Below are 14331 nucleotides of genomic sequence, written 5' to 3'. Positions count from 1 at the left end.
GGTATTCATTTTTTTAAAAATCTAGATTTAAACCAACAGATATTGTTCTTGATATAGGACCGTCACCTCTTTGATAACCATAAGTAATTGGCGTATTTGCACCATTACTAGTAGTTGCGGCAGACTCTGGGTTAAACCCTTCATAATCTTCTGCGAAAAAGTATAATAAATGTTCTCCTGTACAATAAATTCTAAATCTATTTAAACCCAGTCTATCTGTAACATCTTTTGGAAAAGTGTACCCTAAGCTAATATTTCTTAAAGCTACAAACGAAGCATCTTGTACATGAGCCGATGTTAAGTTTCTGGGTGCGGTAAGATTTTCATCTGTAAAACTACCATTTACTAAACCTGGTGAAAAATCAGAATTTCTAATGGTTCCTATATCACCTATTCTTCTTTCAGCACCATGAGAACCATTCAAGGCAAAACTAAAATCAAAGTCATGGATATTAAGGTTACTTGCTAAACCCCATTCAAAATCTGGATATGGACTACCTAACACAGTTCTATCATCTTCATCGATAATACCATCGCCATTAATATCTACCACAAATACAAACTGGGATTCTAAATCATATCTATCAAAAGCACCATTACCTGATTCTGTAAACTCATATGCTGGTATTTCTTGGCTTGTATCTTGAACATAACCGTAAAAGGCAGATATTGGTCCTCCTATTTCGGTAATCCATTGTACTGGTCTGTTTGCATCTGAAAGCGATGTAACTATTGACTGTGCACCACCTAAATCTAAAACTTCATTTTTGTTTGCTGATACTTGACCCGAAAGTGTCCAAGATATTTTTGGTTTGCTAATTATTCTTGAATTTAATTGAATTTCCATACCAGAATTTCTCACTTGACCTATATTCTGTAATTGGTTATTAGAACCAACTACAGAAGGTACTTGTAAATCTAAGATTAAGTCTTCACTTGTTCTGTTATAGTAATCTACTGAACCACTAATAGTACTATTAAAGAAACCAAAGTCTATACCGAGGTTAGTTTCAATTAATTGCTCCCAACCTAAAGAAGGATCTCCAAGATTAGTAACTTTTCTACCTATATTTCCATCATAAGTTACTGTACTTGCTAATGCTTGAGATCTGTATAAAGAGTTAAAAATGTTACTATCAATATCATTACTACCAGATACACCGTAACTTGCTCTAATTTTTAAGTTAGAGATAACATCACTTTCTATTAAAAAATTCTCTTCAGAAATATTCCACCCTACAGAAGCAGTTGGGAAGAAACCATATCTGTTTTCTACACCAAAACGTGAACTACCATCTGTTCTTGCAGAAAACGTGAATAAATATTTATCATTATAATCGTAAATAATTCTACCAAAATAAGATACTAATTTTTCTTGTCCTAGAAATGTAAATGTTTCTGGAGAATTAGAGGCATCTGCCAAAGAAATATTTGAAGTAAAATCATCAGCAAAAACGCCTTGTACATCTAAGCTAATTAGAGAATAATTAAAATTGTCGTAAGTAAAACCTGCTAAGACATCAAAATTATGCTTACCAAAACTCTTTTTATAAGTAAGCAACGACTCAACATTTAATTGTTCTCTAGTAGTAATACTTTCCGATCTTCTAGATTCAATTATCTGATCCTCATCTGAAAAAGTACTAATGTATAAGTTGTTTCTAGTAGTTCTATAATTCCCTGATATTGTTTGTTTAAATTTTAAGCCTTTAGCTAATTTAAATTCTATATATGAAGAACCAAAACCTGTGAATTGTCTTTTTGTTCTTGATCTTAAATCTAAAAAAGATCTAGGTCCATTATTATTGGTTGAACTAATGGTTAATCCCTGATAAGTTGGATGAGGTACAGGCACACCATTTGCGTCAACTATAATACCACCATTACCATCTGCTTGAAAGTATCTATTAAAGGCACTTTCTAAAGCAATACTACCAACTGTTAAATCCCTTACATCAATGTTTGTACTATTTATTACAGTGTCATCAGCATTCAAATCAGTTCCATTTGCATTAGGATAGGGGTTTACATATGCTAATGTTCCTTCATTTAAATATTGTGGTAACCATGAGGTTTGTCTAATAGGGTCTATAAAAGAAACAGGTAATCTATCTTGATCTACAAATCTAACATTAACAGTTCCTCCATATTTTATTTTCTTATTCTTTGTTTGAGAAGAGGCTTTAATTCTTGCATTATAGCGCTCAAACTGGTCATTAAGGTAGATACCTTCATCTTTTATATAAGACAAAGAAGCATCAAATTTCGTTAATTCTGAACCTCCTCTAGCTGAAAACGAATGACTTGTTACGTAACCCCCGTTAAAAACTACATCTTGCCAATCGGTTTCTCCACCATTTGCAGCGGCAATAAATTTTTGTGCTGTTAATTCAGATTTAGCAGTTAAATAATCACTGTTGAAGTCTGCTATCTGTGCTGCTGTAGCACCAGATAAATCTGTGTTTACAAACAAATTATCTATTCTGACTTCTTCTTCACTAATAGATAAATTAAAATTATCATTTTTCTTAGCAAATCTGTAACCTGTATAGGTATTATAGCTAAACCTAGTATTGCCAACAACACCTGATTTTAAAGTTACAATAATTACACCGTTTGCTCCTCTAGAACCGTAAATAGCGGTTGAAGAAGCATCTTTAAGGACTTCTATTGATTCTATATTGTTTGGGTCTATACTACTTAGCAAATCTGCGTCTGTGCCAATAGGAATACCATCTACAACTATCAAAGGTGCAGATGTACCACTTATTGATCCTGTTCCACGAATTGTTATACGGGTATCACCACCAACTTCTGTATTTGCGGTAGTAATATTTACCCCTGCAATTCGTCCTCTGAGCGCATCATCTACTCTTGGTGTAATTGCTTTTTCTATAACCTCACCTCCAACTTTAGATATTGCATTTGTAAGATTTTTTTGTTTTTGGTCTCCATAACCAATAACAACAACCTCATCCAATTTAGCTACATCTTCTTCCATGGAAATATTAATTGTAGATTGACTATCTACAATCACTATTTTTGTAACAAATCCAATATAAGAAAACACTAAAACCTCTCCTGTATTGGCTTTGATTTCATACTTACCATCAAAGTCCGTAGTCACACCTCTTGTGGTATTCTGGACAATAACATTTACACCTGGAATTGGTATACCATCTGTTGCAGATACAACACCCTTAATTTTTTCATTCTGAGCAAATAATGCAATATTAAAAAACAATATTGCAATAAAAGTTAGTTTAATTTTTAAATTCATAGATTAGCTTTTTATTTGAATTTTTCAACTTTTAGTCCCTTAAATACTATAACTAATACGTTTTTGTTTTAATAATTATCAAAATAATACACCATAAACACTTACATCTTTTTCATAAACTCAGATAAGAATTGTATTTAGCAAAGTATTATATGAAATTTTACTTCAATTTTTTATGAGAAGTCATTTCTATAAAGAATAGGCAATCATATTCTAGAATATTTTTTTATCATAAAGTTTTACTTTTAGTCAATTACACATAAACTTTTTAATCTTAACACATATAACCAACTCTAATTGAGCTAATTAAAAATTTATTAATGCATACATTGTACATTTAATTCATGCAATGTTAGCAGAGAGAGCCTATAAATTAGGTAGTTAGCCTGTCTTTGTATTTATTCATAAAACAAACACAAAGACAGCAACTACTAATTAAACCTAAAAAACCTTTATAATACCGGTTTCATGTTCTTGAATTAATTACCAAGATTAGGGTTACTACTTATTTCATCTGCTGGTATAGGTGTATCATAATCTTCGGAAGCATTCCAATTTGGCTTTTCTCCTTCATAACCAGAAGCACTAAACACTACATCTCCTAATTGTCTTCTTTTAATATCATACCATCTTTTACATTCAAAAGCAAGCTCTATTCTACGCTCTTCCAATACATCGTCTACTGTTATAGATCCAAGATCTGCAGGAACAGCACTTGCAGGTATAGTTACATCTACATAACCACCAGATGTTGATTGACCTCCGTTTCTAGCTCTTCCTCTTACTTCATTAAGATATCCTAACGCTAAAGGGCTTCCTATTTCAACCCCAGCTTCTGCAGCAATTAACAATATTTCAGCATAGCGAATCATAGAATAGTTATGACTTGTTGCTCTTTTATCTCCTCTAGCATAATCTCCCGGGTAACGAGAATACTTTGCTATATATGGTCTATTATCAGCGTGCGCATGGACAGTTACTGTTGGTATAAATTCAGTATAATCCACTTCTGTATCTCCCGATGGTGCTTTTGTTTGAAAACTTACATTTTTTCTATAATCACCATCTTCAAAAGAATCATATACAGCCATGGTAGGCACACCAACAGACCAACCTTCATCACCTCTTAAACCTAACATTGGAGAGATTTGATCATATAAATCATTAGCTGCTTCAACATTATTATAATCTAAAGCAAATATTGGTTCTATAGACGCATCTATTTTATCGGCATTAAATAAAGTTTGAAAATCTGGATCTAAATCTAGATTATAAATTGCTTTATTATCTATAACTTCTTTGGCTTCATCAAATGCTTTTTGAAACATTGCATTATCACTTGTTCCTGCCATAGTTAAATATACTAAAGCTAAATAAGAACTTGCTGCAGCCTTAGAAGGTATAGCTCTTGATGCTTGTGTATTTGGCAACCATGTTTTAGCAAATTCTAAATCGGCAATAATTTTCTCATATACTTGCGCTTCTGGCGTTAAGCCAATTGAAGAAGCTGCATCAATATCATCGAGATTTGCAATAGGAGCATCAATATAAGGAATATCTCCTAACAATCTTACCAAATGAAAATAATAGAAAGCTCTTATGAAGTAAGCTTCCGCAGTAACGGGGTTTTTAATTCCCTCATCTACATCAACATCTTCTGCTCCTGCAATAGCATTGTTAGCAGCTGCTATACCTTGATACAATCTTTTCCATGGGTCATATACCATTTCATTATCACCTGTAATAGTATGCATATCCATCTCTACCCTATGAGGTTGGGTAGATTGAAGCTTTACCATATCTGAGCGTAACATTAATGAGATAGATAATTTTCTTCCCCAAATCTCTTCATCAATGGCTGCTGTTAAAGCACCATTAATAGCTATTTGTATATCTTCAGTAGATTGAAAAAACCCATCCGGTGACAAAAGTCCAACTGGCTCTTCTTCTAGATCTGAACATCCTATTATTGATAATCCCATTATCAACAATAATATATAATTAATTTTTTTCATTTTATATGTTTTTAAAATGTTGATTAAAATGTTAAATTAAGACTAAAACTTACAGATCTTACCGTTGGATAACTCCCAAAATCAAATCCACGAGTTGTATTAGTAGCTGTATTATTACCATCTTCTCCACCTTCGTCTCCAAAGTAACTTACCTCTGGGTCTAGTCCAGAATAATTTGTAATAGTTAATAAATTCTGAGCACTAAGCGATAATCTTAATTTTTCAATACCTATATTTTCCAGAACACTTGATGGTAAATTATAACCTATTGCAATATTTTTTAATCTTATATAACTACCATCTTCAACGAATCGAGAAGAAATTTCTCTAAAACTATTATTTCCTACTCTAGGTTGGTTCGTATTTGTATTTGTAGCTGTCCAAGCATTATTAAAATAACCCGAAGTAGTATTAGCATCACCATTATTCAACTGTACATTGGTCATGTTAAAAATTTCTCCACCTTGAGACCCCTGAAAAAAGATATTAAAATCAAAGTTCTTGTATGTAAGATTATTTGTAATACCCCAAGTAAAATCTGCATTAGGATTTCCAATGATTGTTCTATCGTCATTAGTAATATCTCCACTCTCATCTAAATCTGTAAACAATGGATCTCCTGCTACAGCACCAGGTATAGTAGCCGTACCTGCAGGTAAAGCTCCTCCTTGATATACCCCTGCATAATCATACCCATAAAACAAACCTACTTCTTCTCCTTCTCTTAAAATATAGGTATTACTTACACTAAAATAACTTGGAGCTCCATTACCAAACCAATCATCTCCATTTATTAAAGATGTTACTGTGTTTTTATTCTTAGAGAACACAAAATCTGTAGTCCAACTAAAATCATCATTAGTAATATTCTTAGTACTTAAGAATATTTCAATTCCTTTATTTTTAACCTCTCCAGCATTTACTAATATTTCATCATTAACAAAACCTATATAATCAGCTAGACCATTGTTAACCATAATTAAATCTTTAGTATCAATATTATAATAATCAACAGAAAGTGTGATTTTATTATTTAGTAAACCTAAATCTATACCAAAATTTGACTGATAAGACGATTCCCATTTTAAATCTGGGTTAGCCGGTTGATCTGGAGTAACAGCCTGAACTGTAGACATGTTTCTTGAAGCATATAACGTTGATGCTTTGGCTAAAGAATTGTAAGGATCAATTGATGGATTTCCTGTTACACCATAACTTGCTCTTAATTTTAAGTTAGAGATAGTTTCACTATCACTTAAAAAATCTTCGTTAGAAACTTTCCAACCTAATGCACCTGATGGAAAAATAGCATATTTTTCATTTGCAGCAAAATTTGAAGCACCGTCTCGTCTTACTGTTGCCGTAATTAAATATTTATCATCATAATCAAAATTAATCCTTCCAAATTGAGACTGAATTTCCTTTTCTCTTAGGTAAACATCACCATCTTCAGGTTGAATTAAACTCGTAGCAGTATACAATCCATAGTAAGAAAAACCATCCGAAATGGTTCCTGTTCCTTCGTTATAAAACCCTTTATTAGTATTTTTTTGATAAGACAATCCTGCAAGTAATGTTAAATTTCCTTTCCCTACCTCTTTATTATAGGTTAAGTAATTCTCCGTTAATACACTCTTACTTTTATCTTCCTCAATAATTGCTCTACCATCAAGACCTCGTCCTGCCGTAATAGCTAAGGTACGAGGCATATAAACTCCTCTAAATGTATTTTTAGTACTTATACCAAATGTTGTTTTAAAAGTTAAACCTTCTATAATTTGATAATCCGCAAAAAAATTAGCTCTAAAATTCTCTATTTCTGTATCATCATCTCTTTGCGTTGCCACAGCCCATGGGTTATCTACAGGATCACCAACTTGATCATTTATTGAAAAGGTGCCATCACTGTTGTAAATACCTTTATCTGGAGCAAAACGCATGGCTAAAGAAACCACATCGTCTCCACCCACAGTAACAGAACCGTCTGACTGTGTTGAAACTCCACTTTTAGTACTTAAACCACCTGTTAAATTAAGCCCAACTTTTAACCTATCAGTTACTTGTGCATTAAGGTTTGATAAAAATGATGCTCTTTCGTAATCTGAGTTTACAAGAATACCATTTTGAGAAAAATAAGTTCCCGATGCATAATAATTAACTTTATCTGACCCACCTGAAACAGATAATTGATGATTTTGCGTATTACCTGTTCTGTAAATTAAGTCTTGCCAATCTGTATCGCTATCTCCTTGAACGTAAGGTGACGCTGTACTTCCTGATGTAATCGCTTGATTTGCGATAACTTGAGTTTGATAATCAGCAAATTCATCTGCGTTTAATAAATCTAATCGATTCGAAGTAGTTTGTACTGAATACGTAGAATTGAAGTCGATATTTAATTTACCGCTTTTACCTTTTTTAGTAGTAATTAAAACAACACCATTAGCACCTTGAGAACCATATATAGCAGTTGCTGATGCATCTTTTAAAATTTGCATAGACTCTATATCTCCGGCCTGAGGCATATTTGCTCCTACAAATCCATCTACTACAATTAGCGGATTACTACTTGCATTAATAGATGTATTACCTCTAATTTTAATACTAATTGGCGCACCAGGTTCACCACCATTATTTGATTGTACATCTACACCAGCTGCACGACCTTGTAGCGCTTGTGCAGCATCTAAAACAGGAAAAGCTGTTAACTCATCAGTTTTTACTGAAGACACAGAACCTGTTACATCACTTTTTCTACGTGAACCATAACCTACTACTACTACTTCTTCTAGTTGGGCCAAATCTTCTTCTAACGACACATCTATAGTCGTTTGATCTCCTATGGTAATTGTTTGGCTTAGATACCCAATATAAGAGACTTGTAATACCTCTCCTTTACTAGTAGTAATTTGGTATTTTCCGTCAAAATCTGTAGTTGTTCCTTTTGATGTATTTAATATTATAACATTCGCACCAGGAATGGGAACACCATCTTTAGCAGACACTACTGTTCCTTTTATAACAGCCTCCTGTGCAATTAATACAATATTGAAAAGCAATACTGTGATTAAAGTTAACTTAGTTTTTAAATTCATAATTAGTTTTTTTACGTTTAATTTGTAGAGTTTAGTAAGTTTTTTCGCTATTCTAACTTGTGAATTAAGTTGTCCAGCTTAATTATTGTAACCCCACAAAAAACATAATCTTCTCCTAATTTTTTATACCTTTGAAGATTCTATGTTTTTCTGTAGAATTACATATGATCATTTTACTTCCCTCCTAAAAGAAGTAAACAATTCTAAAAGGGTAGGCGTGCACCTATCCTTTTTTTTTGTATTATTTTTTCATAATATTTTTAAAAGTTTTGAAGAGTTATACATTTAGTTTAGTTTTTGTTTATTGGAAAACCAAATTGGTTTACCAGTTTGGTTTTCCAAATATATATTAATTTTTTGTTAAAACAAATTAATTCGAAATTTTAACAGCCCCTATTCCATGAAATCTTCACGAATTGGACTAAAAACATCAATTAAAACTCCTGCTTTTGTACATACTGCCCCATGCATAACGTGAGGTGGTATATAAAAAGAATCGCCTCCTTTTACAGTTTTAGTCTCATCTCCAATAGTCAACTCATATTCGCCACTTTCAACATATGTTACTTGAGAATGATAATGTTCATGTAACTCGCCTACTGCTCCCACCTGAAAATCTACTTTTACAAGCATGATTTTGTCATCATAGCCCATAATTTTACGCTTTAGACCTTCTCCTACAACTTCCCACTCAATATCATCACCAAATAAAAATTCTTTACTTGCTCCAAATGTTTTCATATTTATTCACTTTTTAATTTATAATTATATGGACCTGTCCATTTATATTCTTTATCTTCTATTTTTAATATATGTTCACTCAACTTTGATGCATCCTTATTGGCTAAAAGCAATACTTTTACTTTTTTGCTTACATCTTCTATTTGAATTGCTGTATAATTTTCATCGTTATAAATAACTTTCAAATTTGAAATACTGCTATAAGTATTCACAGCAAATTCCGATACCGGATTATAATTTCCATGTGATTCAATTACAGATGCAAACACCGTATTTTGAGCATGTCTTCTAATTATAAGTGATGGTTCTCTCCTTAAATTAAAATCTGGGTCTTTTGCTCCTGTTCTTGCCATGATTAAATCATCTTGAGCATCTGATATGGTCGTTATAGTATAAAAATTACCTTTATTTAGCCACGAAAACTTTGAGTTATGAGAAGATGGTTTTCCTGTTGCTTCTTTCCATAAATGCTGATATCCATTTGAATTTCCTAAAGGTTTTAATTCTGGTAGTACAGTATATTGAAAATTAGCTTTCATAATTTGTCCTAAGTAATAATATGGTAAATCGTATTGATTTTCATTGTCCGAATTTACCTGCAATATATCTAAAATGAAAGGTTTTTCAAAATCTTTATCATGAATAATAGCAAAAGTTCGAAGCATTTGAGTTCCTGGGTACGCATTCGTTTCTTTTGCACTAACTATTTGAACTTGAGAATTAATATCATCATAAAAATGTAATTCGGAATGGTGTTTACTCCCTACTTCATATTTTCCTTCAAAATGACTCGTTTCATTTTGTATTACGGTATTATGTGCTATGGTTTGTTTTGCCCATGTTTTATTTTCTTTTAAATAATTACCGCCTCCTTTTTGTTCTATATTTACAAATCGTACTAAACCGTAATCTTGTATCACTTCTTCTCCATCTTCATATAATGAGAAGGACAACTTATCGTAATGCCCATGACTTAAGCCTTGCCCTGCATATTTAAACACAAGTTCTAAATCTTCACTTCTTAAAACACCAACACCACCTTGATCTCCATTAGGCCCATCGGAAAGATTGATTGACTTTTTCTCAAATGGTTTGTCTTTTCCTTCTTTAATACCCAGAGCTACTGCTAATCCTGCATCATCTAATAAAACACGGTCCTGTTTTTTTGCGATACTTAATAATTCTGGATTGTTTCCTCCGAAATGATATGCAATGTCTACAGCTGTAACCAACTCCCTTGAGTAATAGGACATTCCCTTTTGTCCATCATTTAATGGGAAAAATTCACCATCTGCATCTGATAAGTTTATTAATGCATTTACAGATTTTAGCAAAACACCTTCTTTATATTCAAAGATTTTTAATTCTGGTTTTACATGGTGTAAGGCTTCTGCAAATATTAAAAACGGATACATAGCATAGCGTTGATAGTAGGGGCCTTCGGTATAATATCCATCAGGAGAAAACGGTTCGTCTACATTCGCCAAAAACCCCACTTTTTGACCTTCTACTTTTATAAAACCACCGTCGTTATCTTTCATACCTGCTTTCAGGTTGTCTGTTTTTAATCCGTTTAGTGCTTTTTCCAGTAACTCATCATGATCCATGACCAAGGCAATCATACCAACTGCAACATTACCCCAAGTACTGTGATTGTGTACACGATTAAAAAACTGCGGATTTTCTTCTGAAATAAAATTTGCAAATGGTATGAACAATTCATTTTCTAAAACGTGACGTTCTTCTTCACTAAGCCACTCATAAATGCAGTCATATGCCTGTGCTGTATAAACTAACCAGTTGGAATCGTTTAAACATTGCCAGAAAATTTTTCCACGTGCATACGAACGTGTTTGGGGATGTACAGGTAAGGTAGGATATAATTTTGCATAAGCCATAAGCATATCACGAACATAAACGGCATACTTTTCTTCCTCTAAAATTTGAAATAATGCGCCAGCTTTTTGAAGTATTAAAAAATTTCTTTTATGGCGTGCGTGTGTATATCCTCCCGAAAAATCTTTAGGTATTGGTACATCTATCCCTAAAGCTATTTCTGCATCAATGTCTTCCTTAGTCGTTTGTAATGTTTTATCGAATATGGGAATGCTTCCCAATTGGGATTTAATTTTTTCGACACCTGCTTTGGTTAAAATTAAATTGGGGTGGCCTTGATTTGATACTTGGTCATTATTGTTTTTCGTTGTTTCGTCTTTACAAGACAAGACAATAAAACCAATTACTATAAATACTATTTTAATTTTAGTAGTCATTTTTAATTATTAGAAATTAATTCTAAATTCACTTGGTTTGTTCCTGTTTTTTATGGCTAGTAACCACTATATTTTCTTATTAGACACGGGAATTAAAAAGCTTTGCTCAATTAATTAACTAACCCAAACTCAGATTTCACAAAGCTCTTTGAAATTCCTGTGTCAATATTTTTACTTTTTATATTATTTTTTATCTGTAATCTCACTTATATCTTTATAAACTGTAAACAATTTATCTTTTGTTTCGTTATAGAATATGTTTTCTAAAATTTCTGAATTAACAGGTAGTGAACTGCATTATTAAACTCTGAAACTGTGTATACCAACTAATAGATTATTTTGTTTATTCGTACAAAATAGTAATGGTATAAAAAGTAAAAAGAATCTTAATTTCATAAAAACATATAACTGGTTTACCAGTTTGGTTTACCAAATATATAGTTAAATTATTACTAAACAAAAAAATCTTTACACATTTAACACAAAGCTATGTTATTTTTATAAGAAATTATATACAAATTATTAAAAATACCCCATTAATGCTAATATGTTGTTGTAAGAAATCCCCAAAGGAAAGATATGATGAGACATACATATCTATGTAAATAATGTGAGTCTTGCTTAAGAGTTCAAGACGTTACTTCGTGAAATTCTGAAATTGGCTATTTATTTAATTGTAAACTCTTTTTTAATGCCGGGTTCCATTTCAATATTTCCACTGTCAACAACTCCTTTAATCGACATTTGAATGTTTTTGTCTGATAAAGATTGAATCGCTAATTTATTATTACCAAGTTTTATAAATACATCTATAGCATTAGAAAACTTAATATCTATATCTTTTAATTGTAATTGTTTAACTGAAAAAAACAGGGATGCCTCATTTTTTGAAAAAGATATAGATTCCTCTCCTTCCTTTTTCCACTTCGAAGCATTTAATTTCCAACCCTTTAAACCTGGACTTTCTTTGTCTTCATCAATTCTATTTGAATAGCCCTTGTAAGGGTATAATATTGTTATAAAACTGAAATTGGTTTGGTCTTTTTTTGATACTACAGACCATTGTTTCCCTCGTTGTCCAGAGGTTGTAACGGTATCTGCTTTATTTATTTGATAAATATCTAAGCCTGAGGCATTATCAAAAGTAGACCTTATTAAATTTGGTGATGCTTCTAAACTATAATGCCCTTGCCAAACTTGTTTGTAGGTATGTTTTTTATGAGATTTGAAGTTATCTTTTACAATCCAAAAATCGTCTTTAATGTAAATAACTTGTCTACTATAATCGACCCCTACATTTTTAAACCCATCATGACTTCCAACAAATACATCTAAGTCCTTACTGGTTTCCCAGGCTATGGTTTTTGGGTTTGGTAACTCTCTAAATTTTCCGAAACCACTACCTCCTTTATTAGAAGTGTATTGTTTTCCTTGTAACTCATCATCAACTAAGGCTACATTTTTCACCATAGAATTTTTAAACAACTCTAAGTCTTTAAGTGAGTAACGAACTTGATAATTTGGTAAAACAACTTTACCATTTGCCATGGCTTGTACTCCTAACATATCACCGTGTTGATGATCTGGTTTTTCATCGTCCAATCCAGCAGAAACTATCATCATTTTATCATTAGCTTTCCAGCCTTCTCGCATAATATAATACCCTGTTGTTGGAAACGCCACCGATTTTATTGTTGGTGGTTTTGACTCAATATTTTTAAGCATGTTTAATTGTGAGTCTGTTACATACCAAAACATCTGGGGTTTTACATAGTTGTTGGCAAAATAGCCCATTTTAGGTGAATCGAATAGTAAATATCCTAGGGTTATAGCGCCCGAAATATCGTTGCTTTCTCCCCAGGGATTGTTTGTATCATCAGAAAGTACGGGAGCAGATTTATCGGGATACGCAATTTTTGTTAATGTTATAAACAGCGATTTTAATTTGTCTTTCCAAAAGTCATTGATTTTTAGCTCACTTAATTTTGCCAATTGATACACATAATAATAGTTACCTATATCACTCATGTGGTAATGCACGGTGCGCTCAAACTGAAAGCCATCGTCATTAATTTCTTTTGATAAGTGCTCTTCTAGCAAATCCATAGAACGCTGGTACCATTTGTCTGTCCCTTCAAAATCCCTCAATAAAATAGACAACATGGCTAAAGCCGACAAACCTCTTGTTTGATGGTTTCCGGGATGAAATTCAGCATTGTGCTCGTATAAATGTGCTCCGTGTTGTAACAGGGTGGCTATGGTTGTTAACTGGTCTGTATCTGTATAACTTTCTTCACCCAAAAACATATTATGAATCTTCAGCCAATTTAAAATGCGATACCCCGACCTAAACGCTTCGTAAACACCATTACCATCTTCAATCTTCTCGTATTTATTTGCATGTAATGCATCATTTAAAGATTTTAATTGATTCTTAAAATAGTTTAAATACGTTGTGTTTTTATTTTGGTAATTATAGTAATATGCTATATCTACCATTTTGTGTTGTCTGGCAAGATGACGTAAAGCATAAGCATTTACTGGGTCTCCAAATTGATAATTAAAAGGTAGTTTCCAATGTGTAGAATCGGCATATTTCGCTAAATGGTCTAAAGCGCGTTCTGTATGTCCTTTTTCTGCATTAGGGTAGGTCGTGTTATACGTTTTAAATCTTTCTTCAAAATTTTGCCAATTATAAAAGTAGCGCTCAGAAAATTTCTCTCTAAAATATTGAGCTAATTCTGAAATTGAAACCTCTCCGTCTTTATTTAATTCTGCTTTAACATCGTCCCTTAAATAATTGGAAAGACTGCTTACAGCAATCACTTTTTTTGATGGGATATTTTGTGCTATAAGCTGACTAGCAAAACATAAACTTATAATTATAAATCTAACGCTAACCAACTGTTTAATATTTGTCATATTTT

The 14331-nt window shown here is 32.4% G+C and carries 6 protein-coding genes; all 6 read right to left on the bottom strand.

The annotated features are described in order from the left end of the window. Nucleotides 1-13: 13 nt before the first annotated feature. The 6 genes from Q4Q35_RS11075 to Q4Q35_RS11050 all read right to left on the bottom strand — a co-directional run bounded on the left by Q4Q35_RS11075 (nt 14) and on the right by Q4Q35_RS11050 (nt 14326). Nucleotides 14-3280 (bottom strand): SusC/RagA family TonB-linked outer membrane protein, encoded by a 3267-nt coding sequence (locus Q4Q35_RS11075; RefSeq protein WP_303278037.1) that lies wholly within the window; start codon nt 3278-3280, stop codon nt 14-16. 479 nt (nt 3281-3759) lie between these two features. Continuing rightward, nucleotides 3760-5295, bottom strand: coding sequence for a RagB/SusD family nutrient uptake outer membrane protein (locus Q4Q35_RS11070; protein WP_303278036.1), 1536 nt, complete (start codon nt 5293-5295; stop codon nt 3760-3762). Nucleotides 5296-5318: 23 nt separating this feature from the next. Continuing rightward, nucleotides 5319-8390: a SusC/RagA family TonB-linked outer membrane protein gene (locus tag Q4Q35_RS11065; protein WP_303278035.1), complete on the bottom strand. Its 3072-nt coding sequence runs from the start codon at nt 8388-8390 to the stop codon at nt 5319-5321. A gap of 393 nt (nt 8391-8783) precedes the next feature. Continuing rightward, nucleotides 8784-9131 (bottom strand): cupin domain-containing protein, encoded by a 348-nt coding sequence (locus Q4Q35_RS11060; RefSeq protein ID WP_303278034.1) that lies wholly within the window; start codon nt 9129-9131, stop codon nt 8784-8786. Between the two features lie 2 nt (nt 9132-9133). Then, nucleotides 9134-11404 (bottom strand): alginate lyase family protein, encoded by a 2271-nt coding sequence (locus tag Q4Q35_RS11055; RefSeq protein ID WP_303278033.1) that lies wholly within the window; start codon nt 11402-11404, stop codon nt 9134-9136. A 666-nt stretch (nt 11405-12070) separates the two neighbouring features. Beyond that, entirely contained in the window at nt 12071-14326 is a 2256-nt protein-coding gene (locus Q4Q35_RS11050) for a heparinase II/III family protein (RefSeq protein WP_303278032.1), read from the bottom strand. Between the last annotated feature and the right edge of the window lie 5 nt (nt 14327-14331).

This window comes from Flavivirga aquimarina (assembly GCF_030540835.1).
Lineage (GTDB): Bacteria > Bacteroidota > Bacteroidia > Flavobacteriales > Flavobacteriaceae > Flavivirga > Flavivirga aquimarina.
This window is presented reverse-complemented; position numbering and strand designations above follow the sequence as displayed.

Bases quoted from the DNA above. Each gene is read 5' to 3' on its own strand.
- Q4Q35_RS11050 (WP_303278032.1), bottom strand. From the start codon at position 14,326: ATGACAAATATTAAACAGTTGGTTAGCGTTAGATTTATAATTATAAGT.
- Q4Q35_RS11060 (WP_303278034.1), bottom strand. From the start codon at position 9,131: ATGAAAACATTTGGAGCAAGTAAAGAATTTTTATTTGGTGATGATATT.
- Q4Q35_RS11075 (WP_303278037.1), bottom strand. From the start codon at position 3,280: ATGAATTTAAAAATTAAACTAACTTTTATTGCAATATTGTTTTTTAAT.
- Q4Q35_RS11065 (WP_303278035.1), bottom strand. From the start codon at position 8,390: ATGAATTTAAAAACTAAGTTAACTTTAATCACAGTATTGCTTTTCAAT.
- Q4Q35_RS11070 (WP_303278036.1), bottom strand. From the start codon at position 5,295: ATGAAAAAAATTAATTATATATTATTGTTGATAATGGGATTATCAATA.
- Q4Q35_RS11055 (WP_303278033.1), bottom strand. From the start codon at position 11,404: ATGACTACTAAAATTAAAATAGTATTTATAGTAATTGGTTTTATTGTC.